The sequence below is a fragment of the Streptomyces sp. NPDC001594 genome (genome assembly GCF_042893675.1).
Taxonomy (GTDB): Bacteria; Actinomycetota; Actinomycetes; order Streptomycetales; family Streptomycetaceae; genus Streptomyces.
Genome location: NZ_JBIAVB010000004.1, coordinates 200,284 through 223,547 on the forward strand (window position 1 = coordinate 200,284; position 23,264 = coordinate 223,547).

The window sequence follows — 23,264 nt, forward strand, 5'->3', positions numbered from 1 at the left end:
TCACAAGGGGTCTTCGAGGCCCAGCAGGTCCGCCGCGTTGTGCCAGAGGATCTGCCTGAGCTGCCGGTGCTCCAGGCCCAGGGCCGCGTACTTGGCGAGTTCGACCGCGGGGTGCTGCAGCGGGTGTTCGGTGCCGAAGAGGAGCCGGCGGGCGCCGAGCCGTTCGAGGGCCAGCCGGATGACGGCCGAGTAGCCGCCCGAGGTCTCCAGCAGGACGTTGGGGCTGTCCTTGATCAGCCCGATCCCGTGGAGGTCGATCTCGCCGACCCCGGAGTGGCCGAGGACGAACGTGACCCGGGGGAAGGCCGCGGCCAGGTCGGCCAGGTCGCGGACCATGGCCCCGGGGCGGTGCAGGCACACCGTGTAGACGGGGTGCCCGTGCCGCTCGGCGATCTCGACGAGGGCGTGGGTGCGCGGGTCCGCGAAGGGCACGCCGTGCACCGCGGGGGAGATCTCCAGGCCGTGGAACTCGGCGGCCCGGCCGGCGTAGGCGCCGGGCTCCCGGTGCGGGTTGGCGAAGTGGAAGGGGACGAGCCGGCCGCCGGAGGTCCGGCAGGCGGCGAGGACCGCGTCGTTGTCGGCGTCGGTCTCGATGTGGCCCCCCTCGACCAGCTGCCGGGACAGCAGGTCGAGGGGGATCGTGCCCCCGGCGGAGACGGCCGCCCGGGTGATCCCGTGCGCGTCCATGGTGCCGAGCAGGCGGGCCGCGGCACCGTCCTGCGGGACCAGGCGCGCGTGGAAGTCGAAGACGGGCGGGGGCGTCGGTGCCGGGGTCACGGGGGTCACCGGGTCATCACTTCTCGAGGCAGAACTCGTTGATCGGGTAGCCGACGTGCCGGTCCTCGGTCGGCAGGTAGCCGAGCACCACGTCGCCGGGCTTGAGCTCGGTGGAGTTGAGGACGACGCCGCCCGGGCCGAGGACGCGCACGTGCCAGTCGTCCTGGAGGATCAGGTTGGCGGTGCGGCCGTCGGGGCCGACCGCGTCGATGGAGATCAGCGGACGGGTCTCGATCTTGACGCGGCCGACGGTGACCAGGCGGGTGTTGCCGTGGATGTCGACGGCGGTGACCCGGGAGCCCGACTTGAGCTCGCTGAGGTAGTTGGTGCGCTCGTTGTTGCCGAGGGTGTAGGAGTGGATGCCGCCGGCGTTGACGCGGAAGGGGCGGGTCGGCATGTACGGCAGCGGGTGGGTCTCGCTGACGCACAGGATCATGCCCTTGGAGTGGGAGCCGATCAGCAGGCCCTCGTCCTCGCCGAAGTGGGTGGCGGTGTCGACGCAGGCGCGCTCGCCCATGCCCACGTGCGCGGTGGCGGTGACCGTCAGTTCGGTGAGCTGGAGGTTGGGCACTCCCGCTTCGGCGGAGGCCTTCAGCGCGGTGGCGTCGCCGACCTTGGCCGGGGCCATCAGCACGCCGTCCGAGCCGAGTTCGAGGACACCGAATATGATCTCGGCCTCTTCGACGTCCTGGGCGACGGTGATCAGGGAGCCCTGGGCGCGGGCGGCCGCGGCGATCACGATCTCCAGCGGGATCTTGGTGGGGTCACGGAAGAGGAGCAGGCTCCACTTCTCGGTGCGGCCGGACTGGCAGGCGTCCTCCAGCGTGGCGGCGTCGATGATCTCCACGAACCGGCCGAACTCGACCTCGGGGTGGCGCAGCGCCAGCTCGGCGGTCTCGCCGTGCTTGGCGGGGTCCACGATGACCACGTCCGCCGCGCCGAAGGACTCCGGCAGGGCCTTGCCCTGCGGGAACAGCACCTTCTTGACGGTGGGCGGCAGGCCCTCGAAGTCGGCGGCGTCGTCGGCGAGGATGCCGTCGATCCGGGCGTGGATGGCCTCCTGGACGATGGCGTCCTTGGCGGAACCGACGGAACGGATGTCGACCCAGCTGAGCTTCACTCGTGACTCCTTGTGGATGTACGTGCATGTCGGCATGCACATAAGCGGGGGTATACGGGGCGGGGGTATGCGTGGTTTTGTGTCGGCGCTCCCGCCGGCCCGGCGGCGCGCCGGGGCGCTGCGGAGCGTGCGGCGGTCACGCGGGTACGGGTCCGGGCGCTCGAGACGCGCTCGGGACGGGCCCTGAGGACGGCCGGGGCCCTCTGGGGCGTCGGTCGAGGGACGGGGCGGTGCCGGTCGGCGTGGGACCGCTCCGGGGACGCGGATGCCCGGGTACCGGGCGGGGTCCGCGGACGCGGGTGTCCGGATTCGGCGCGGGTTCGGGGCGGGTGCCCGGCGTACCCGACGGGCCGTCAGACCGCGGCGGGCGTACGCGCCCCGGCGGGGGCGGCGCCCTCCCAGGACTGCGGGCACCCGTCGGCGTGGATCAGGTCGGCGAGCCTGCGGGCCAGCGCCCCCGGGTCGGCGGCCTGGAAGACGTTGCGGCCCATCGCGACGCCTGCGGCGCCGCCCTTGAGGGCCTCTTCCACATAGCCCGCGACCAGCTCGGGCGTGTCCAGACGGGGTCCGCCGGCCACGATCACCGGCACGGTCGCACCGCTGACCACGTCCGCCATCTCCGCCGGATTGCCGACGTACACGGTCTTCACGATGTCCGCGCCCAGATCGGCGGCGAGGGTGATGGCGTGCGCCACCAGCTCGGGGTCGTAGGGATTGGTCACGCGCGGTCCGCGCGGGTACATCATGGCCATCAGCGGCACGTTCCAGCGGTCGCAGGACTCCGCCACGGTGGCGAGGTCCTTGACCTGCCCCCGCTCGTCCTCCGCGCCCACGTTGACGTGGACGCTGACCGCGTCGGCCCCGTACCGCAGGGCCTCCTCCACGCTCGCCACCAGGTACTTGGCGTCCGGGTCGGGGGCGTGGCGGGTGCTCGCGCTGAGGTGGACGATGAGCGAGGTCTCCGCGAAGTGCCGGGGATCCACCTGCCGGACGCTCCCCTTGTGCAGGACGATGGCGTCCACACCGGAACCGGACAGCTGTCCGGCGAGCCGGTTCACCCCGCCGGGCAGCTGGAGCGGCCCGTCGGAGACCGAGTGGTCCAGCGGAACGACGAACAGGCGGCGGCTGCCTTCGTGGTAGAGCCTGTGGAGCCGGGCCTCTCGACCGTATGCGTGGTGCAGCGACATCGTTCTTCCTCCCGTTAGGCGGCTGCGGCTGCGTGGCTGCCGGCTTGACGCAAACCTTGCCTTCCGCTGACAGCTCCGCCCATCACGCGAACACGGGATCCGGAGCGTGATCGGGCACGGGATGGCAGGTCACGCGGTATTTCGAGCGGGGATCGAGCGAAGACCGTGCGGAGCTCGAACGGGACTCGCGCCAGGTCCGTGACCGGCCGATAAGCGCCGGCGCAGCCAACCGGAATGAGCGGTTCGAATAGCCTCTCCGCGTCCTGGACACGACGGCGCCCTACTCGCCGGTTCGGGTTAGCGTCTGGTCGCCCCGGTCCTCGGCCGGGACGTCATCGACAACCGCGGGGGCCCACGCGACCACGGGCCATGGAGTCGGGCACCGCCCGACGGGGGAGGCGTCACACACCGTGTCCACACTGTCCGAGCACGAGAGTCCACTCGTCGGCAGGAGCACCGAACTGAGCACGCTGGACCGCGCCCTGCACCGGGTGTGCGACGGCATCGGCGGCTGCGTCGTCATCGAGGGCTACGCCGGCCTCGGCAAGAGCCGGCTCCTCGCCGAGAGCGAGCGGCGGGCCGCCCGGATCGGCGTCGCGGTCGCCCGCGGCCAGGCCACCGAACTCGACCACGTCGTCCCCATGGCCAGCCTCCTCGGCGCCCTCAGCACCGGCCCCGGCCCCGTCCTCGACCGCGAGACCCTCGCCTCCCTCGCCGCCGGCGGCTTCACCGAGTCGGGCCGCTTCTGGCTGGTCCACCGCATCGCCGAAGCCATCGAACAGGCCGCCCGGCGCCGCCCGCTGGCCGTCGTGCTCGACGACATGCACTGGGCCGACGAACTCACCGCCCAGGCCCTGCGCATCCTGCTGCCCACCCTGCACGCCAGCGAGGTGCTCTGGCTGCTGGCCCTGCGCCCGGCACCCGAACCCAGCCCCGTGCACGACCTGACGGACCGGCTGGTCGCCGACGGCGCCGAACGGCTGCGCCTGGCCCCGCTGTCCGGCGCCGAGGTCGCCGAACTGTGCGCCCGCACGCTCGGCAGCACACCCTCACCCCGGCTGCTCGCGCACGCCGAACGCAGCGACGGCAACCCCTTCCTGCTCGTCGAGCTGCTGTCCCGGCCCGAGTCCGAGCCGCCCTCCACCCTCTCGCGCGGCTGGCTGACGGGGCTCTCCGAGCCCGCCCGGCGGGTGCTGGAGGTGGGCTCCGTCCTCGCCCGGCCCTTCAGCGTCGCCGAGGCCGGCGGGCTGCTCGGCCTGACCGGAGCCGAGCTCAACAGCGCCGTCAGCGAGGCCGTCGCCGTGGGCATGCTCATCGGCACCGGCTCCGAACTGCGCTTCCGGCACGACCTGATCCGCGAGACGGTCTACGGGGCCCTGCCCGGACCCGTCCGGCACGCCCTGCACCAGGAGGCCGCGGGCGTGCTCCGCGCCACCGGCCGGCCCGCCGCCGAGATCTCCCAGCACCTCGCGCGCGGCGGCCAGCGCGGCAACCGCGAGGCCATCGCCACCCTGCACCTCGCCGTCCGGGAGGCCGCCGCCCAGTCCTCCGGCATCGCCGCCGACCTGATGCTCCAGCTGCTCGACCTGATCGAGGAGGACTCCCCCGAGCGGCCCCGGCTGCTCACCGAGGCCGTCCGCCTGCTGGCCAACGCCGGCCGGCTGGCGCAGGCGCGCGAGCTGGGCGAACGGGCCCTGCGCAGCGGGCTGGACCCGCACGAGGAGACCGCCATGCTGCTGGCCCTGGCCGAGGCGCTCAAGCACGCCGGGCACGACCGGGTCGTCCTGGACTACGTGGGCCGGGCCCTGGCCGCCCCGACGGCCCTGGGCGCGGTCCGGGCCGAGCTGTACGCCGTCCAGTCGCACGCCCTGCTGTCCTTCCCCGGCATCGAGGCCGCCGAGCAGTCCGCGCTCGCCGCCCAGCAGGCCGGCCGGGCCTCGGGGGCCGACTCGGCGGTGGTCTTCGCCACCGTCGCGCGCAGCGCCACCGCCCGGGGGCGCGGGGACATCTCCGGGTCGCTCGCCCTGGCGGGTGAGGCCGTCCAGCTCGCCGAGACCGGCAGCGCCGAGGTCCGCCGGCGCCACCCCCGGCTGTGGCTGGCCCGCGCCCTGACCTCGGCCGACCGGTTCGGGGAGGCCGACGCGGTCAACGAGCTCGGGCGGCGCGAGGCCGAGCGGATCGGGAGCGCCTGGTCGCACCCCCTGTGGTCGCTCAACCGGGCCGCGCTCAAGCTCGCGAGCGGGTTCCTGGAGGACGCCCAGGCCGAAGCGGAGGCCGGCGCCCGGGTCGCCGACCAGCTCTCCGCCCGGGCCGTGGCCCCGCACCTGCTGGCCCTGCTGGCACGGATCGCGCTGCTGCGGGACGAGCGCAAGGCGGCGGCCGAGCTGATCCGCGAGTCCCGCCACCACGCGATGGGGTCGCTGGGGGCGATCCCGCCGTTCGTGGACTGGATCTCGGCCCTCCAGCTGGAGGCCGACGGACGGCCGGGCGAGGCGCTGGAGGCGGCGTCGGGGGTGCTGGCGTCGCTGGCGTCGCTGCCGGTGGCGGGGGTGGGGGTGCCGTTGTCGGCGGGGGCGGCGTTGTCGGCTGTGGGGGGTGCCGTGTCGGCCTCGGCCTCCTCGGCCTCCTCGGCCGACGGGTCGCTGCTGTTCCTGTCGGAGGAGCCGTGCGCCTCGGTGCAGCTGGTCCGCATCACCCTGGCGGCGGGCGACGCCGAGGGCGCCCGTACGGCGGTGCGCGCGGCCCGGCGGCTGGCGGAGGCCAACCCCGGCGTGGCCTCACTGGCGGCGTTCGCCACGCAGGCCGCGGGGCTGATGGACGGCGACCCGGCGGCCCTGGCCGCGGCCGCCGAGGCGATGCGGGAGGGCCCGCGGCGGCTGGCGGCGGCTTCGGCGCTGGAGGACGCCGGGGCGGCGGCGGGGGCCGCGGGGGCCGGGCTGCTGGAGGAGGCCCTGGCGGCGTACACGGGGATGGGGGCCCGGCGGGAGATCGCCCGGGTGCGGCGGCGGCTGGAGCGGCTGGGGCCGACGGCCGGAGCGGCCGCGGTCGGGACCGCGGCCGGGCCCGGTGAGGCCGCGCTGCGGGAGCCGGACGTGGAGCTGACCCCGTCCGAGCTGAGGGTCGTCCGGCTGGTGGTGGAGGGGCTGACGAACCGGGCGGTGGCCGACCGGCTGTTCCTCTCCCCGCACACCGTGGACACCCACCTGCGGCACGCGTTCGCGAAGTACGGGGTGAACAGCCGGGTGGAGCTCGCACGGGCGTTCCTGGCCGGTGGCCGGACAGGGTGACGAGCGCAACACCGGGCCCGTCCCCGCTTCCCCCCGCCCGCTGGATCCGCAGGTCCAGCGGGCGGGCGGCCGCCGTTTCCAAGGGTGGACGGGGACGGCACCCGGCCATCACGCGAAGCGGGGAGCGAACCGGGCATTTCCCTCCTCCACCTCCTGCCGGAATGCCCAAGCGGAGGATCGGGGAGTGCCCGTAAGCTCCCGTCATGCAGGTGATCCAGTCAACGAAACTCGCCAATGTCTGCTACGAGATCCGCGGACCCGTCCTCGAAGAGGCGATGCGGCTCGAAGCGGCAGGTCATCGCATCCTCAAGCTCAACACCGGCAACCCCGCGGCCTTCGGCTTCGAGTGCCCGCCGGAGATCCTTGAGGACATGCTCCGCAACCTGGGCAACGCCCACGGGTACGGGGACGCGAAGGGCCTGCTGTCGGCCAGGCGCGCGGTCATGCAGCACTACCAGACCAAGGGCATCGAGCTCGACGTCGAGGACGTCTACCTCGGCAACGGCGTCTCCGAGCTGATCCAGATGTCGATGCAGGCGCTGCTCGACGACGGCGACGAGGTACTGGTCCCCGCCCCCGACTACCCGCTGTGGACGGCCTCGGTCAGCCTGGCGGGCGGCACCGCCGTGCACTACCGGTGCGACGAGCAGTCCGACTGGATGCCCGACCTGGCGGACATCGAGCGCAAGATCACCGACCGCACCAAGGCGCTCGTGATCATCAACCCGAACAACCCCACCGGCGCCGTCTACGACGACGAGATGCTGCGGGGCCTGACGGACATCGCGCGCCGCCACAACCTGATCGTGTGCTCCGACGAGATCTACGACCGGATCCTCTACGACGGCACCACGCACACGAACACCGCCGCCATCGCCCCCGACCTGCTGGTCCTCACCTTCAACGGCCTGTCGAAGAACTACCGCGTCGCCGGCTACCGGGCCGGCTGGATGGCGGTCTGCGGCCCGAAGAAGCACGCGGCCTCGTACATCGAGGGCCTGACGATCCTGGCGAACATGCGCCTGTGCGCGAACATGCCCTCGCAGCATGCGGTGGCCACCGCGCTCGGCGGCCGGCAGTCGATCGTGGACCTGGTGCTCCCGGGCGGCCGGCTGCTGGAGCAGCGCGACACGGCGTACGACCTGCTCACGCAGATCCCGGGCGTGACGTGCGTGAAGCCGAAGGGCGCCCTGTACCTGTTCCCGAAGCTGGACCCGTCCGTCTACAAGATCAAGGACGACCGGCAGATGGTCCTCGACCTGCTGCGGGCCGAGAAGATCATGGTCGTGCACGGCACCGGCTTCAACTGGCCCGAACCCGACCACTTCCGCATCGTGACCCTGCCGAACGCCAAGGACCTCGCCGACGCGGTCACCCGCATCGGCCGCTTCCTGGACGGGTACGGCCAGCACTGACGGGGGGGACGGGGAGGACGGGGGGCGCGGGGGATGGCGTCCCAGAGTCCGGATACAGCTCAACTTTAGAACGGATCCAAGGTAGGATGGTCTCCTGACCCCGCAGGAGGCCTCCTCATGTACGAGCCGATCCGCTCCAAGTCGGTCGTCCACGACGTGGACGGCAGCCACAGCTCACCCCAGTACCCGCACAGCAGCCGAGGCGAAGCCCTGGACATCCAGCTCGCCGGACACCTCGCGGCCCTGCTCGCCGTCACCGACGAGCTCGGCCTGGAGGACGGCGGCGCCGCCCGCATCGCGGAGCAGGTGACCCGCCTGCGCGGCTCGCAGCCGCTGCGGATCGCCTACCCGGCCCTGTCCGACGGCGCCGACACCGCCACGCTGCACCGCCGCGCCCACGACCTCGCCGCCCGCGCCCTCCTCGTCGCCGCCTCCCGCGCCGACACCGCCGTGGCCATCCTCGCCGCCCAGCGCATGGACACCCACGCAGCCGCCGCCCAGCTGGCCGGCACCCCCTGACGGCCCCGGTCCGGGGCCGCGGAGGCTCCGGACCGGGCGCCACACACCTCGGCGCGGCTCTCGCGGCACGGGCCCGCCATCTCCCCCTCGAGGGGTCCCGGCCGAGCGGTGATTGCCCACCCGCCTCCCCTGGTGCGGGGCGGGTGGGGATCGGGATCCCGCCGGGCGGTGGCTGTCAGCTGCCCGGGACCGGGAAGGGTCGGGACATCAGCCAGCGGTCTCAGAGCTGCCTTGGGGCTTTCCCGTCAGTCCCACTGTCCAACGCGTAGCGATCTGGTGCGCCCACCGGCCCCGGATGACGGTCCGGTTGGCCTTTGGTGCGGGCAGCGGGCCCAGGCGGGCGGCGGACGCTGAGACGGGAGGAGCGCGTAGCGATCTGCTGCGGAGGGCGGTCCCGGATGGCAGGCAGGGCGGCCCGGATGCCCGGCGCGGCGGCCCCCGACGACCCCGGCGGGTCGCTGAGTCCGCCGCATGTCCATGGAACATCCGTCCCGTTCCTTCGGGGGTTTCCCGGCAGTCTTCGTTTTTCCGGGGCGGGAAGGGCTGTCAAGGGTGGAGCGCAGCGACATCGCGTAGCGACGCGGCGAAGGAGCGACCTTGACGGGCCGGCCCGACGCGGAAGGACGATGAGACTGACGGGGAAGCCCCAACCCTTCGCTGAGACCGCCCCGCCGGGATGCCGGCCACCCCCGGTCCCGGTCGGCTGGTCAGTCCCGCCCCGGGGCCGTGCCGCCGCCCCGCAGCAGCCAGGCGTTCACCGCCGCGCCCGCCACCAGGCCCGACCACGCCAGAGCGGCGTTGTCCGTCAGCAGGCCTGCGGCGAAGACCGGTAGGGCTATGCCGAATTCCTGGAGCAGGCGGAGGCGTAGGACCACCCCGAAGCGGGCGGCGGCCTTGTGGCGGCCTTCGGCCGTGGCGGCCAGGAGGCGGAGGGGGAACGCGGCGGCCTGGGCGGCCATCAGCCAGGTGAACCAGGTCGCGGCCGAGCCGTGGAGGCCGTAGAAGCCGGGCAGTACCGTCCAGGCCGCCGCCGCGACGAGGACGCCGACGGCCCCGGACACGGCCAGGACGCCTCCCCGCAGGCCGCGCCATTCCCGGGCGGAGGGGGCCGCGTCCTTGCAGACCATGCCGGTCGCGTTGACCAGGGCGGTGAGCGGGATGTGCAGGGTCGCCGTGAGGACGGCGCCCGCGGAGAACGCGGCGAGCCGGTCCCCCCACGAGGCCTTGAGGGTCAGCGCGAGGACCAGCAGCAGTTCGAAGCCGATCACCGAGAGCATGTGCCCCCACTCCGTGACCATGCTGCGCGCCACCTGCCGCAGCCAGCGGGCGCTGTCGCGGAGCCTGAGCGGGAGGGAGAGGTGGTCGCGCAGCAGCCACACCGTGACGGCGCATTCGAGGGCGGCGATGACGGAGGTGGCGGCGTAGGCACCGGCGAAGCCTAGGCCTGCGCCGTGTACGAGGAACCAGTCGAGGGCCGCGTTCGCGGCGACCGCGACGGCGTACAGGGTGAGGAGGGGGCGCGAGCGCCTCAGCGCGAACAGTGCCATGGCGCCGACGAACTGGGCGAGCCGCACCGGGGCGGCGATCAGCAGCCACAGCAGGGCCGACCGTGCGTCGTCGCGGATGCCGGGTGCGGCGACCAGGGTGTCCAGGAGGTACGGCAGCACGGCAAGTCCGGCCGCCGCGATGAGCAGCCCGGCGGCGGTGGCGCCGACGAGGCCGCCCTGTACCGCGCGGCGGCGGGCGTGGGCGGATACGGCGCCGGCCACGGACAGCCCGACGACGGGGCCCATGGCCATGGCGGTGATCGAGTCGAGGAGGAGCAGGCGCTGCGGTACGGCCGCGGCGGCCACGGCCTGCTCCCCCAGGGTGCTGATCACCCACAGGTCGGTCTGGGCGATGGCCTGGCCCATGACGGACGCGACCACCATGGGGCCCATCAGGGCGAGGACCCGCCTGCCCAGGGACGGGGTGGAGGCGGCGGCCGGGGCGGCGGTCGTGGCGGTCACAGCGCGGTCCAGGTGAGGGCGGCGAAGTCGGCGGGACCGGAGAGCGCCCAGTGGGTGCCGGGGGCCGGCTCCAGCCCGGGCAGCTGGGCGAGCTTCACGCGGCCGCGTTCCAGGGGGGCGTTCCCCTTCAGCGCGACGACGACCTTGGGGGCGAGGGCCGCGGTGGTGAGGGCCAGGCCCCGCTGGCGGTGCTCGGGGGAGGCGAACCAGCGGGCGGCCGAGGCCGCGAGCAGTTCGATGTGGTCCTGTGGGCGCAGGGCGGTGCCCCCGCCCTCCGCGGACTCCAGGAACTCCAGGAAGTGCAGGTGCATGCGCCAGTCCAGGCGCCGGTCCGCCGCCCCCGCGGCCACCGCCCATTCCAGGAAGGCCTCGTAGAGGTCGGTGGTGTCGGGCAGGCGTGCGGACAGCAGCGGGATGCGGTCGAAGAGCTGGTGCCAGCGGATGCGCAGGGATTCCGCGGCGATCAGCCGGTCGCGGGAGCCGGGGGCGAGGGAGTCACGGGCGGTGGGGCTGATGCAGGCGTCGAGCCGCGACGACTGTGGCGCGCGTGCGGTCAAGGTCCGTCCTCCATTCGTCCAGGTCGTGGTTGGCGTCGCGTTCGACGACGAGGGTGGCGTCCGGGGCGGCGCGGCCGGCGAACAGCGTCAGCAGGTCGAGGGTCTCGTCGCTGACAGCGGCGTCGTGGCTGTCGACGATGAGGGAGGGGGCCGCCGGGGAGGGGCTGTAGCCGGCCAGGTGGAACCTGCGGCCCACGCCCGGTACTTCGGCCCACGCGGCGGCGGGCTGACCGGTGTTGAGCTGGGCGACCATCGCGTTGGACACGTCCATGAGGACCTCGCAGCCGGTGGCCGCGGTGAGCTCGGCGTAGGCGCGGGCCTGGGGGATGTCGGAGGGGGTCTGGGAGGGGAAGTTCTCCACGGCGAGGCTGGTGCCGAGTTCCTCCTGCCACGCGCGCACGGAGTCGACCACCGGCTGCCAGGCGGCGTAGTCCACCTCCTGGGCGAGGGGCAGTGGCTGGCCGTGGTGGGAGAAGTGGGCGATGTGGTCGCTGACGTAGAGCAGGCCGCAGTCGGCCCGCCAGCGGTTCACCAGGTCCAGGTAGTGGTCGAGGCGTTCCCGGTCCGGGTCGAGGAACCGGGAGAGCATGATGTGGCAGCCGACGGGGAGGTCGTCGCCGACCGTGCGGCGGAACTCCTTCGGGTCGAGGTGGGCGAATCCGTCGATCAGGACCTCGACGAAGTCGATGTGCCCCGAGTCGCGCAGCTCGCAGGCCATCTCGAGGGTGTCCGGCGAGGTGACGTTGACACCGATCTGCATCAGCGCAGCTTCTCCTTGGCGTAGGCCAGCAGGTCCTGGGGGGCGCTGACCGCGCCGGGTCGTTCGGCCGGCGGGATCTCGTCGAGGTTGAGGACGATGCGCTTGCCGCGGGCGCGGACGTCGTCCACCCACTGGTCGAACAGGTCGACGTAGGACAGGCCGCGCTGTTCGGTGGCCTGGGCGAGGCCCGGGATCCAGCCGTTGCACAGCTGGCGCAGGTAGGCGCGGCAGTAGGGGACGCCGTAGTCGTGGGGTTCGGGGTTCGAGGCACCCTCGGTGCGGGCCCGGTGGTGGCGTTCGAGGGCGGATTGCGCCCGGGCGAAGTCGGCGTAGTACTGGTCGGCCCGGTCGGTCCAGGTGATGTCGGCGTGTTCGACGATCACGGTGACGGGTTCGGTCTCGGTGATGAGCCGCTGGTCCAGCACGGTGTCGAGCAGTGACCAGACGCCTTCGTGGACGGCTTCGGAGTGGCCGTCGTGGAGGGTTCCGTCCCGGCCGGTGCGGACGCCGGACAGGTGCAGTTCGACCACCTGGGACCAGGGGATCGCGCCGAGCAGCACTTCCACGGGGACGCCGCAGTTGACGGCGTCGATGTAGAGGTGGGCGAGGTCGACGATCAGGCCGGAGCCGGTCTTCTCGCAGATGCGCGTGACCGCCTGCCAGGCGTCGAGGATGCCGCGGGCGGAGGCCGAGTAGCAGTTGGCGTTCTCCACCCAGACGGGCAGGCCCGAGGTCCGGTTGAGGTCGGAGAGGAAGCGGACGGCGCGTTCCTCCTCCTCCTTCGTGCCGGAGAAGTACGAGTGGAGTCCGAAGGACCCGCCGCCCAGGGCGCGGTCGCCGGTGACGTGGACGCCGATGGAGGTCGGCTTGTTGCGGCGGGTGGCCGACTGGTCCATCACGTAGTCGATGTAGCGGGCCTGTTCCCGGGGGCCTTCGCAGATCGCCGTACGTCCGAGGTGGAGGGAGAATTCCGGCACGGCCGGGACCTCGTCGAGGGCCTCCCATTTCCGCCATTCGTTGAACCCGAATTCCAGGAAGGGCTTTTCGCCGACGAGGGCGAGCCTCCGGGACGGGTCCGGGTCGAGAAATCCCGGGGTGAATGCCCCGCCCACGCGGAGCAGGTCTCCACTGACCGGCAGGATCGGTTGGATGGTCGTCTGCATTTCTCTTTCCTCTCCCCCCGGTTTCCGGGTGCGGGTACGGCGGGGGCGCGCTCCGCTTCCGGAGCGCGCCCTCACAATTCGTCAGCCCTTGTTGTAGCTGCCGCAGGTCAGGGCCTCGGCCATGACCTCGATGTCCTGGATGTCGATCATTACGTTCACCTCCTGTCGTGCATGAGATGCGCCGGCGTCATCCGCCTGATTCAGCCCTTGTTGTAGCTGCCGCAGGTCAGGGCCTCCGCCATGACCTCGATGTCCTGGATGTCGATCATTTGATTCACCTCCCTTTCACACTCCCCGGGTTTACCGGCCTTCCCGGTTTTCCCGGTTTCGGCCGGTGTTCCCTGCCGATGCCTCTACTGTGCCGGTCCTCGAACACCACTGGAAGGGCTTTCCGGTGGACGGATTCTGCAATGGCATATCCCGTCCACCTCCACCCGGACCTCCGCCCCCGCCTGGACGGAATGACCCCGGGAACGCCGAAAGCCGCGTCCCCGGGGGGCGCGGCTTTCACGGGAGGGTGGGGCGGGGGCTCAGACGCGGGTGGCGGGGAGCCAGCCGTTCTGGACGGCGTGCGCGCCGGCCTGGAAGCGGCTGCGGGCCTCCAGCGCCTCCATGAGTTCGGCGGCGATGCGGCGGGCGGTGCGCGGGGAGACGCCGAGGCGTTTGGCGATGGCCTCGTCGGTGAGCCCTTGGAGGAGCATGTGGAGGGACTCCATGTGCTGGCGGGTGAGCCCGTCCATGTTGCGTTCGACGGCGGTGCCGAGCGGGTTGGCGCTCTGCCAGACGCTCTCGAACAGGGCGCACAGCGCGGCGATGGGCCCCTCGTAGGTGAGGACGACCGCCCCGGCCTGGGCGTCGTCGGTGTCGAGCGGGAGGACGGCCTCGCGGCGGTCCGAGATGATCATCCGTACCGGCAGGGTGGGAGCGGTGCGCACCTGTCCGCCGTGGCGGTGCAGCCAGTCCACGTGGTCCAGGGTCGGCTGGTGGTTGCGGACGCTGTCGAGGTAGACGGTGCGCATGGTGATGCCCCGGTCCAGGAGGGCGGCGTTGGGGCCGCGGCTGGCTTCGAGGTCGGCGGCGGTGTGGGCGCCGCCGGGCGCGAACGTCATGATCTCGTGGCGGGTGTTGGCGGCCAGCCGGGCCAGCCGGTCGCGTATCTCCTCCGGCCCCCGCAGGCTCTCGGCCCCGGCGGTGGCCCCGCGCGGGCGCATCGAGGAGCATTCGGCGATGAGCTGCGCCGCGGCGGCCCGGGAGGCCTCCACCTTCTGCTGGTGGGCGGCCAGTTCCGCTTGCTGGCGGGCCAGCAGCAGTTCCATGGCGTCTTCCGGGTCCAGCGGACGGAACCCGATGCCTTCCCGGGACGAGGGCTGGACCAGGGCGAGGCGGCTGAGCCGGTCGAGGCAGGCGCGCAGGTCGTGCTCGGGGAGTGCGAGCCGCTGGGCGAGGACGGTCACCCCGTCCTCGGGGTGGGCGAGGAGGGCCCGGTAGACGCGTTCCGCTTCGGCGTCGAGCCCCAGCAGTTCCAGCATGGCGATGCCCCCAGGTGTTAGTACACGTGCGTCTGCAGGGAACTATACGAAGGCACCGTCCGGCCCCTGGTCGGTTCCTGTTCTGGCATAAACAGTCCCCGGTGGCGGCCTGTACCGCGGGGGTGGGCGCTGCGGAGGATGGGCGTATGTATCTCGTGCACGCCCGGCTCCGGGCTCCGGACCACACCTCCCTCCCTCCGGACGCGGCGCAGCTGTTCCTGGGGTGTGCGCGCGACGGGGAGGGCCTGGAACACGTCAGCGCGCACGGCGACGCGACGGGCGGTCCGGTCGTGGGCTTCTACCTGACGGCGCCCTCGCTCGCCGTCGCGGAGCAGGCGGCGTCGGACGTCTGCCGGCGGGCGCTGCTCGCGCACCCCTCGCTCGCCGCGGTGGACGTGGTGTCCTTCGGCGCGGCCCTGGTCCCGCAGTACTGGGACGCGGTGCTGGGCTCCGATGGACGGGATATGCAGCTGCAGGATCCGTCCACCGCGAACCTCTTCCACCCGTTCTGAAGTCCGAGCAGAGTAGGGCCATCGGCAGGCGAGACCAGCCGGGACCGAAGCGGACGGGGCGACTGCCCGGGACGCGACAGACACGACCGACACCACGTACTTGTGCTCAGGGGGAGTCAGATGCCCATGTTCGCCACTCGAATCGCCAAGACCGTGGCCGCGGCCTTCATCGCCGTCGGCGCCCTGGGTGTGGCGCATTCCTTCACCACGGGCGAGCCCACCGCACCGCACCACGTCTCCGCCGACGGCATCGGTACCGGCACGACCATTCCGGCGGGCCAGACCACCGGCCACCAGTCGAACCGCACCGACGTCACCTGGGGCCACTGACGGCTCACGGCCGGGCTCACCCCTGAAGCCTCAACGCTGAGCCTCACCGCTGGGACTCGCCCTCCCGCGCCACCGCCGCCACCCCGCACCACGGCGGCGTCGCCGGCGGCCAGACCGGGCCGACGGCCTCGGTGCGGGCGGGCGGCACGTCCGGGGCGAGGCCCGGCAGGCGGACCAGGGTCTGGGACGTGCGGGCGTCCGCCTGCGGGGGTTTCCGGTCGCGGAACTCGACCGTGGCCACGTACGAGCCCTGCCCGCCCCGCGCCTCCACCTCCGCCAGGACCCGCCGGCTCGCCGGGTCGACGCGGCAGCCGGTGACCCGGACCTCCGGGGGCGGGGCGGCCGGGCCCGCCGGCCCGGTCGGGCTGCTGGCCCAGACGTACAGGCCCAGCGGGGCGAAGACCAGGAGGCCGGCCAGGCTCACGAGGCCGACCACCCATCCCTGCCATTTCAGTGCCATCCCCCGATCCTCCCGGCACGCCCCCCGCCCCGCCAGCACCCACCCACTCACACAGCATTTCGAAGCGGGACCGCCTGGACACCGGCCGTTCACCCAACACCGCGCGGAATGTGGGTTTCCGTGAGCAGGCTGCACCCGTGAGACGCATCCTCGGAATCGCTCTGGCGGTCCTCCTGACAGGCGGCGTGATCGCCGTCATCTTCCTCGGGGGGAACGGAACAGAGGGCACGGCAACGAAGACCGTGCGTGGCGTCATCGGATCGGAGAAGTCCGAGTTCTTCCGTGATCCCGACGTCGTCAAGGCCCTTGCGGCCAAGGGCTACACCGTCCGGACGGAGACCTCCGGCTCCTGGGCCATGGACCAGCTGGACCTCAAGGCGTTCGACTTCGCCTTCCCCGGCAGCAGTGAGCCCGCGCAGGAGATCGAGGCCGCGGCCGGGGTGAAGGGCGCGCAGACCGCCAAGCCCTTCTTCTCCCCCCTCGTCGTCATCGCCCGCGCGAACGCCGCGAAGGTCCTCGCGGACAACGGGCTCGTGAAGATGAACGGGAAGAACTCCGGGACCCTCCTCATGGGCCCCTACCTCAAGGCCGCCGGCGAGGACCGGACCTGGCAGCAGCTCAACGGCTCAGCCGCCTACGCCGAGCTGACCGGCACCGTCTTCGTCAAGACCACCGACCCGGCCACCTCCAACTCCGGCGCCCTGTTCATCGCCGCGACCTCCAACGTCGCCAACGGCGGCACGGTCGTCTCGGACGACGCCGGGATCAACCGCACCGCCCCGCTCCTGCGCAAGCTGATCCAGGTGCAGGGCGCCCTCGAACCCTCCACCGACGACCCCTTCCGCGCCTTCATCAGCGGCAGCGGCGAACCGCTGATCCTGGCCTACGAGTCCCAGGTGGCCTCCCTCCTCCTGCAGAAGCAGACGAACGCCGAGGTGGGCGACATGGTCGTGCTCTACCCGGACACCACCGTCAACTCCCCGCACACGTTCGTCCCGCTCAACGACAACAGCAAGGAACTCGGCAACCTCCTCGCCACCGACCCGAAGCTCCGGCAACTCGCCCTGCGCCACGGGTTCCGCCCCCAGGAGGGCGTCGCCGAGTTCACCGCCGCCACCGCGCCCTACGCCGGCTACCTCAACCCCGGCCTGACCGGGATCCGGCAGGTGGGCGCTCCGACCGTCAAGGTGCTGATGGCGATGGCCGCCCGCGCCAAGGGACAGGGGGCCAACTGATGACGACTCCGCTGACGCCGCCCGGGGACGAGGGCGCGAGCCCGCTCGTCCTCACCCCGCCCGAGCCCGTGCCCGCCGTCCAGCGGGAGCAGGCCTCCGGCCTCGTCCCGCTGGGCGAGGACGTGCGCGAGGAGATGTCCCGCCGGGCCGGGGAGTACGTCGGCCGGCTGGCCGGGATCGACGCGCGCTCCCCCGAGTTCGCCACCCGCATCGGCGACATCACCACCCTCGGCTCGGCCGACATGCGGACCGCCGCCCACCAGTCCAACCGGATGCTGGAGCGGGCCGTACGCTCGATCGGCTCGGACGGCGGCGGTGACCCCCAGGCCCGGGTCGCCGGATCCCTCGTCGAGCTGCGTCGTACCGTCGAGGACCTCGACCCGCAGTCCGGCGCCCCCGCCAAGGGGGCCCGCAGGCTGCTGGCGAAGCTGCCCGGCGGCAACCGGTTCCGTGACCACGTCGCCAAGTACGCCTCCTCCCAGGACACCCTGAACCGGATCGTCCACGCCCTGCGCGGCGGCCAGGACGAGCTGCGCCGCGACAACGCCGCCCTGCACACCGAGCGGGCCCGCCTCTGGGAGACCATGGGCAAGCTCCAGGAGTACGCGGTGCTCACCGAGGCCCTGGACGCGGCCGTCGAGCAGCGGATCACCGAGGCGGAACGCGCCGACCCGGCCCAGGCGGACGCCCTGCGCTCCGACGTGCTGTTCCCGGTCCGCCAGAAACACCAGGACCTGCTGACCCAGCTGGCCGTCTGCGCCCAGGGCTACCTTGCCATGGACGTGGTCCGGCGCAACAACGACGAGCTGATCAAGGGCGTCGACCGGGCCGCGACCACCACGGTCTCGGCGCTGCGCATCGCGGTGATGCTGGCCTCGGCCCTGGACAGCCAGCGCAAGGTGGTCGAGCAGGTCAACGCCCTGCGGGGAACGACGGAAGACCTGATCCGGGGGAACGCGGAGATGCTGGCCACCCAGAGCGGGGAGATCCAGCGGATCGCCTCCGACCCGGCGGTCGGGGCGGAGACGCTGCGTACGGCCTTCGGGCAGATCTACAAGACCCTCGACGCGATCGACTCCTTCAAGGCCCAGGCCACGCAGAACATGGCGGCGACGGTCGAGTCCCTGACGGGCGAGCTCCAGGCGGCCTCGGCGTACCTGGCCCGGACCCGCACGCCGAACGCCCTGGAAGGAGGCGACCGATGAGGCGGTACGAGCTACGGATCCGCAGGCGTCTGGCGGCGGCGGTGGCCCTGGCCGCGACCCTGCTCGGGGCCTCGGCCTGCACGGGCGGGACGCCGGCCGACACCCCGACGGCGGGTTCCGGGACGCCGGCGGCCGTGTACAAGGAGGGCAGGCTGCGCGTCCTGGCGTCCAGCGAGCTCGCCGACATGGCGCCGGTCCTCAAGGACGCCAAGGCCGCGACCGGGGTCTCCGTCGACTTCACCTGGTCGGGGACGCTCGACGCGGCCGAGCAGGTGGCCTCGGGCAAGGCGGACGGCAAGTACGACGCGATCTGGCTCTCCTCCAACGACTACCTGCGCCTGCGCCCCGAAGCGGTCGCCAAACTCGCCAACGAGACCCCGGTGATGTCCTCGCCGGTCGCCCTGGGCGTCCGGCCGGAGGCGCTGGCCCGGCTCGGCTGGAAGCCGCAGGAGGTGACCTGGGCGGCGGTCGAGGAGGCCGTGGCCGCCGGGAAGCTGACCTACGGGATGACGGACCCGGTCCGCTCCAACTCCGGTTTCTCCGCGCTCGTATCGGTGGCGTCGGGGCTCTCGGGGGCGCAGGCGGCGCTCACCGACGAGGACGTGAGGAAGGCCCAGCCGCGGCTGAAGGGCTTCTTCACCGGGCAGAAGCTGACCTCCGGTTCCTCCGGCTGGCTGGCGACGGCGTACGCCAAGCGCGGTGACGTCGACGCCCTCGTGAACTACGAGTCGGTCCTGCTCTCGATGAACAGGGACGCCAAGGCGCCCCTCACGGTCATCCGCCCCAAGGACGGGGTGGTCACCGCCCACTACCCGTTGACCCTGCTGACCTCCTCCCCCGCCGGGGCCCGCGAGTCGGGCCGGCGGCTGACGGAGTACCTGCGCGGCGACGCGGCGCAGAAGGCCGTCACCGAGCAGACCTTCCGCCGCCCGGTGGCGCCCGGGGTGGCCCCCGCCGCCGGGCTGGACGCCGACAAGCGGCGCGAGCTGCCCTTCCCGGGCTCGCGTTCGGTCGCCGACGGGCTGCTGGCCTCGTACGAGAACGAGCTGCGCCGGCCCTCGCGGACGGTGTACGTGCTCGACACGTCGGGGTCGATGGGCGACGACCACCGCATCGACCGGCTGCGGGACGCGCTCACCGACCTGACGGGGACGGGGAGTTCGGGTCCGGGGCAGCGGTTCCGGGACCGCGAGGAGGTGACCCTCCTGCCCTTCGGCGACCGGGTGAAGCAGGTGCTGACGCACGTGGTGGAGCCCGGCAACCCGGGTCCGGCCCTGGACGCGATCCGCGGTGACGTGAAGTCCCTGCGCCCCGAGGGCGGCACGGCGGTGTACGGGAGCCTGAAGGCCGCCTACCAGCACCTGGGGCAGGGGAACGCCGACGCTTTCACCTCGATCGTGCTCATGACGGACGGGCAGAGCGGGGACAAGGTGCAGGACTTCGACTCCTTCTACGCCGGGCTGCCCGAGGGCCAGAAGCACACCCCGGTCTTCGCGGTCCTGTTCGGGGACTCGGACCGCAAGGAGCTGTCCCACATCACCGAGCTGACGGGCGGCCGGCTCTTCGACGCCACCAATGGCAACGGGTCGCTGGACGGGGCCTTCGAGGAGATCCGTGGCTACCAATAGGCCCCTGACCGGGCCGCTGACCAGGGCGCTCGGCTACCTGGAGTCGAAGAAGAACCTGACGGGCAGCGTCTGCGGGCTGGTCGGCCTGGCGCTGACCGTGGCCGGGGTGGCGGGGACGTACTGGCCGCTGGTGATCGCCGGGCTGTACGGGGCGGGGGCGCTGGTCGCCCCGCCCGAGCGGGCCCCCGTCCCGCGGTTCCCGGGCACGGCCGAGCAGTTGGGCGCCGTACGGGAGGACCTGGGCCGGCTGCGGGACTACGTGGCGGAGGTGGAGCTCCCGCCGGCCGCCGACGGGAAGCTGGGCGAGCTGCTCGACCTGTACGCGGCGCTGCTGGAGCCGGGCCGGGGCACGGAGGCCCTGGCCGCGGAGCCGGACGCGGTGCACGCGCTGTCGCGGGCGATCCGGCTGGACGTGCCGGAATGCGTGGACACGTACAACCGGACCCGCTGGTGGACCCGGCTGACGCCGGGCGGGGAGTCGCCGGAACGGCACCTGGAGCGGCAGCTGTCGGTGCTGTTCGACGAGGCGGAACGCCTGACGGCGGGCCTCCAGGACAGGGAGGCCCGCCGTCAGCAGACGCACACGACCTATCTCGAGGAGCGCGGACGCTCCTGAGGGGCGGACGGGCGGCGGCCGGGACAGTGGCTTCCGCCCGTCGCTCGGGCGTGTGCTGCTCTGGGAAAGCCTTGGTCGGGGATTCCCACAGCGGTGGGAGAACCTTGGTCGGGGACTCCCACGTTCAGGTGGCCTGCGGCATCAGGGCAGGCGTCGGGCTCAGCCCAGGCGCTCGACGAGCGCGTGGTACTGCTCCCACAGCTCCTTCGGCGTGTGGTCGCCGTAGGTGTTGAGGTGCTCGGGGACCAGGGCGGCCTCCTCGCGCCACACGTCCTTGTCGACGGTGAGGAGGAAGTCGAGGTCCTCGTCGGAGATGTCGAGGCCGTCGAGGTCGAGGGCGGCCTTGGTCGGCAGGACGCCGATCGGGGTCTCGACGCCCTCGGCGTTGCCGTCGAGGCGGCCGACGATCCACTTCAGGACGCGGCTGTTCTCGCCGAAGCCGGGCCACACGAACTTGCCCGCGTCGTTCTTGCGGAACCAGTTCACGTAGTAGATCTTCGGGAGCTTGGTCTGGTCCTTGTCGGCCGCGACCTTGACCCAGTGGGCCATGTAGTCGCCCATGTTGTAGCCGCAGAACGGCAGCATGGCGAACGGGTCGCGGCGCAGCTCGCCGACCTTGCCCTCGGCGGCGGCGGTCTTCTCGGAGGCGATGTTCGAGCCGATGAAGACGCCGTGGTTCCAGTCGAAGGACTCGGTGACCAGCGGGACGGCGGAGGCGCGGCGGCCGCCGAAGAGGATCGCGGAGATCGGGACGCCCTTGGGGTCCTCCCACTCGGCGGCGATCGTCGGGCACTGGGCGGCCGGGACGGCGAAGCGGGCGTTGGGGTGGGCGGCCGGGGTCTCCGACTCCGGGGTCCACGGGTTGCCGCGCCAGTCGATGAGCTCGGCCGGGGGCTCCTCGGTCATGCCCTCCCACCACACGTCGCCGCCGTCAGGGGTGAGCGCGACGTTGGTGAAGACGGTGTTGGCGTACATCGTCTTCATGGCGTTGGCGTTGGTGTGCTCGCCGGTGCCGGGGGCGACGCCGAAGAAGCCGGCCTCGGGGTTGATCGCGTAGAGGCGGCCGTCCTCGCCGAAGCGCATCCAGGCGATGTCGTCGCCGATGGTCTCGACCGTCCAGCCGGGGATGGTCGGCTCCAGCATGGCGAGGTTGGTCTTGCCGCACGCGGACGGGAAGGCGGCGGCGACGTACTTGGTGTCGCCCTCGCCGGCCGGCGGGGTGAGCTTGAGGATCAGCATGTGCTCGGCGAGCCAGCCCTCGTCACGGGCCATGACGGAGGCGATGCGCAGGGCGTAGCACTTCTTGCCGAGCAGGGCGTTGCCGCCGTAGCCGGAGCCGAAGGACCAGATCTCGCGGGTCTCGGGGAAGTGCGAGATGTACTTGGTGGTGTTGCAGGGCCACGGGACGTCGGCCTCGCCCTCGGCGAGCGGGGCGCCGAGGGTGTGGACGGCCTTGACGAAGAAGCCGTCGGTGCCGAGCTCGTCGAGGACGGCCTTGCCCATGCGGGTCATGGTGCGCATGGCGACCGCGACGTAGGCGGAGTCGGTGATCTCGACGCCGATCGCGGAGAGCTCGGAGCCCAGGGGGCCCATGCAGAAGGGCACGACGTACATCGTGCGGCCCTTCATGGAGCCGCGGAAGATGCCCTTCTCACCGGCAAAGCCCCCCTCACCAGTGAAAAGGGCCTTCATCTCGGAAGGGGCCTTCCAGTGGTTGGTCGGGCCCGCGTCCTCCTCCTTCTCGGAGCAGATGAAGGTCCGGTCCTCGACGCGCGCGACGTCGGAGGGGTCGGAGGCGGCGTAGTACGAGTTGGGGCGCTTGGTCTCGTCGAGCTTCTTGAACGTGCCCTTGGCGACGAGCTCCTCGCACAGGCGCTCGTACTCGGCTTCGGTGCCGTCGCACCAGACGACGCGGTCGGGCTGGGTGATCGCCGCGATCTCGTCGACCCAGGAGATCAGTTCCTGGTGCGTCGTCGGGAGGGAAGGGGTGGGAGCCGCGTTGTCGCGCGCCACGATTGCTCCTTGTTGAGGGGTTTGTTTGGTGTATGCCCCGTGGGGGCCGCGACCCGGACGCTTCGCGCTCCGCTCATCCGGTGTCGACCGCACTCATCTGATCATCCGGTGCATGTGCGCATATGTCCAGGGGGCCTCTCACGTGAGCATCGCCACGTCAGTCAATCTTCCGTAAAGAGGACTAACAGAAACCTACGGACCCGTAGGTAGCATGACGGCCATGACTTCTGACGCCGCTGCCGTCGCGGCCGCACCGGACGAACGCGCAGCTCCGGAGGCCAAACCGCTCATGCGCGGCTGGCTGCACCTCGGAATGTTCCCGGCCGTGGTGGTCGCGGGCCTCGTGCTGATGACCTTCACCGACTCCACGCGCGCGCGGGTCGCGTGCGGGGTGTACATCCTCACCGCGTGCCTGCTCTTCGGGGTCAGCGCCGTCTACCACCGCGGGACCTGGGGCCCGCGCGGCGAGGCCATCCTGCGCCGGCTCGACCACGCCAACATCTTCCTGATCATCGCGGGCACCTACACCCCGCTCACCGTCCTGCTGCTGCCGGACTCCACCGGGCGGACCCTGCTGTGGGCGGTGTGGCTCGCGGCCGCTGCCGGCATCGCCTTCCGCGTCTTCTGGGTCGGCGCCCCGCGCTGGCTCTACACCCCCTGCTACATAGCGATGGGCTGGGCCGCCGTCTTCTTCCTGCCGGACTTCCTGCGCACCGGGGGCATCGCGGTCCTGGTGCTGGTGATCGTCGGCGGCCTCCTCTACAGCGCGGGCGGGGTGATCTACGGGATCAAGCGCCCGAACCCCTCGCCGCGCTTCTTCGGGTTCCACGAGGTCTTCCACTCCCTGACGCTGGCGGCCTTCGTGGCCCACTACGTCGGCATCTCGCTGGCCGCCTACTCGCACTGAGGAGCGCTTCATCCTGCCGTTATCGCACGGCCGCC

At 72.3% G+C, this 23,264-nt stretch carries 20 protein-coding genes; 10 read left to right on the forward strand and 10 right to left on the reverse strand.

Annotated features, from left to right (window positions below; translation table 11 throughout):
* The 3 genes from ACFY0O_RS09845 to ACFY0O_RS09855 form a co-directional block, all read right to left on the reverse strand.
* Nucleotides 1-786 (reverse strand): amidohydrolase family protein, encoded by a 786-nt coding sequence (locus tag ACFY0O_RS09845; RefSeq protein WP_358894984.1) that lies wholly within the window; start codon nt 784-786, stop codon nt 1-3.
* 7 nt (nt 787-793) lie between these two features.
* On the reverse strand, nt 794-1,939 hold the full coding sequence (locus tag ACFY0O_RS09850; protein ID WP_388944986.1) for a 3-dehydroquinate synthase II family protein: 1,146 nt from the start codon (nt 1,937-1,939) through the stop codon (nt 794-796).
* Between the two features lie 311 nt (nt 1,940-2,250).
* Complete coding sequence (locus tag ACFY0O_RS09855; RefSeq protein WP_388944989.1) at nt 2,251-3,084, reverse strand: 2-amino-3,7-dideoxy-D-threo-hept-6-ulosonate synthase; 834 nt, start codon at nt 3,082-3,084, stop codon at nt 2,251-2,253.
* A 410-nt stretch (nt 3,085-3,494) separates the two neighbouring features.
* Here ACFY0O_RS09855 and ACFY0O_RS09860 point away from each other — a divergent pair, with 410 nt between their 5' ends.
* From ACFY0O_RS09860 to ACFY0O_RS09870, 3 genes are all read left to right on the forward strand, one after another.
* The gene (locus ACFY0O_RS09860; protein ID WP_388944992.1) at nt 3,495-6,371 is read left to right on the forward strand and encodes an ATP-binding protein; all 2,877 of its coding nucleotides are present in this window, start codon (nt 3,495-3,497) and stop codon (nt 6,369-6,371) included.
* Nucleotides 6,372-6,574: 203 nt separating this feature from the next.
* The gene (locus ACFY0O_RS09865) at nt 6,575-7,786 is read left to right on the forward strand and encodes a pyridoxal phosphate-dependent aminotransferase (RefSeq protein WP_358894988.1); all 1,212 of its coding nucleotides are present in this window, start codon (nt 6,575-6,577) and stop codon (nt 7,784-7,786) included.
* Nucleotides 7,787-7,903: 117 nt separating this feature from the next.
* Nucleotides 7,904-8,305 (forward strand): hypothetical protein, encoded by a 402-nt coding sequence (locus ACFY0O_RS09870; protein WP_388944995.1) that lies wholly within the window; start codon nt 7,904-7,906, stop codon nt 8,303-8,305.
* A gap of 707 nt (nt 8,306-9,012) precedes the next feature.
* Here the strand turns inward: ACFY0O_RS09870 and ACFY0O_RS09875 are convergent.
* The 5 genes from ACFY0O_RS09875 to ACFY0O_RS09895 form a co-directional block, all read right to left on the reverse strand.
* Nucleotides 9,013-10,314, reverse strand: a complete 1,302-nt coding sequence (locus tag ACFY0O_RS09875) for an MATE family efflux transporter (RefSeq protein ID WP_388944998.1) — start codon at nt 10,312-10,314, stop codon at nt 9,013-9,015.
* Nucleotides 10,311-10,871, reverse strand: a complete 561-nt coding sequence (locus ACFY0O_RS09880; RefSeq protein ID WP_388945001.1) for a hypothetical protein — start codon at nt 10,869-10,871, stop codon at nt 10,311-10,313. The genes ACFY0O_RS09875 and ACFY0O_RS09880 overlap by 4 nt, the downstream gene beginning before the upstream one ends.
* A complete protein-coding gene (locus ACFY0O_RS09885) occupies nt 10,810-11,631 on the reverse strand; it encodes a DUF692 family multinuclear iron-containing protein (RefSeq protein ID WP_388945004.1) in 822 nt (273 codons plus the stop codon). The genes ACFY0O_RS09880 and ACFY0O_RS09885 overlap by 62 nt, the downstream gene beginning before the upstream one ends.
* Entirely contained in the window at nt 11,631-12,794 is a 1,164-nt protein-coding gene (locus ACFY0O_RS09890) for a DUF692 family multinuclear iron-containing protein (RefSeq protein ID WP_388945006.1), read from the reverse strand. The genes ACFY0O_RS09885 and ACFY0O_RS09890 overlap by 1 nt, the downstream gene beginning before the upstream one ends.
* Nucleotides 12,795-13,324: 530 nt before the next feature.
* A complete protein-coding gene (locus tag ACFY0O_RS09895; RefSeq protein ID WP_388945007.1) occupies nt 13,325-14,323 on the reverse strand; it encodes a LuxR C-terminal-related transcriptional regulator in 999 nt (332 codons plus the stop codon).
* 146 nt (nt 14,324-14,469) lie between these two features.
* Between ACFY0O_RS09895 and ACFY0O_RS09900 the strand changes: the two genes are divergently transcribed.
* Both ACFY0O_RS09900 and ACFY0O_RS09905 read left to right on the forward strand, forming a co-directional pair.
* A complete protein-coding gene (locus tag ACFY0O_RS09900; RefSeq protein WP_358894997.1) occupies nt 14,470-14,835 on the forward strand; it encodes a hypothetical protein in 366 nt (121 codons plus the stop codon).
* A 126-nt stretch (nt 14,836-14,961) separates the two neighbouring features.
* The gene (locus ACFY0O_RS09905) at nt 14,962-15,165 is read left to right on the forward strand and encodes a hypothetical protein (protein ID WP_388945010.1); all 204 of its coding nucleotides are present in this window, start codon (nt 14,962-14,964) and stop codon (nt 15,163-15,165) included.
* A 43-nt stretch (nt 15,166-15,208) separates the two neighbouring features.
* On the opposite strand, the gene ACFY0O_RS09910 is transcribed toward ACFY0O_RS09905, so the two are convergent.
* On the reverse strand, nt 15,209-15,625 hold the full coding sequence (locus ACFY0O_RS09910; RefSeq protein WP_388945013.1) for a hypothetical protein: 417 nt from the start codon (nt 15,623-15,625) through the stop codon (nt 15,209-15,211).
* A gap of 137 nt (nt 15,626-15,762) precedes the next feature.
* On the opposite strand from ACFY0O_RS09910, the gene ACFY0O_RS09915 reads away from it, so the two are divergent.
* From ACFY0O_RS09915 to ACFY0O_RS09930, 4 genes are read left to right on the forward strand one after another with little or no spacing between them, the layout of a single operon-like run.
* Complete coding sequence (locus ACFY0O_RS09915; protein ID WP_388945016.1) at nt 15,763-16,860, forward strand: hypothetical protein; 1,098 nt, start codon at nt 15,763-15,765, stop codon at nt 16,858-16,860.
* On the forward strand, nt 16,860-18,065 hold the full coding sequence (locus tag ACFY0O_RS09920) for a toxic anion resistance protein (RefSeq protein WP_388945019.1): 1,206 nt from the start codon (nt 16,860-16,862) through the stop codon (nt 18,063-18,065). Before ACFY0O_RS09915 ends, ACFY0O_RS09920 begins: the two co-directional genes overlap by 1 nt.
* The gene (locus ACFY0O_RS09925; RefSeq protein WP_388945022.1) at nt 18,062-19,693 is read left to right on the forward strand and encodes a substrate-binding domain-containing protein; all 1,632 of its coding nucleotides are present in this window, start codon (nt 18,062-18,064) and stop codon (nt 19,691-19,693) included. Before ACFY0O_RS09920 ends, ACFY0O_RS09925 begins: the two co-directional genes overlap by 4 nt.
* A complete protein-coding gene (locus ACFY0O_RS09930; RefSeq protein ID WP_388945025.1) occupies nt 19,680-20,309 on the forward strand; it encodes a hypothetical protein in 630 nt (209 codons plus the stop codon). Before ACFY0O_RS09925 ends, ACFY0O_RS09930 begins: the two co-directional genes overlap by 14 nt.
* A gap of 159 nt (nt 20,310-20,468) precedes the next feature.
* Here ACFY0O_RS09930 and ACFY0O_RS09935 read toward each other — a convergent pair whose 3' ends face one another.
* Nucleotides 20,469-22,322, reverse strand: coding sequence for a phosphoenolpyruvate carboxykinase (GTP) (locus tag ACFY0O_RS09935; RefSeq protein WP_388945028.1), 1,854 nt, complete (start codon nt 22,320-22,322; stop codon nt 20,469-20,471).
* A gap of 220 nt (nt 22,323-22,542) precedes the next feature.
* Between ACFY0O_RS09935 and ACFY0O_RS09940 the strand changes: the two genes are divergently transcribed.
* Nucleotides 22,543-23,229 (forward strand): hemolysin III family protein, encoded by a 687-nt coding sequence (locus tag ACFY0O_RS09940; protein WP_388945031.1) that lies wholly within the window; start codon nt 22,543-22,545, stop codon nt 23,227-23,229.
* Nucleotides 23,230-23,264: the final 35 nt, after the last annotated feature.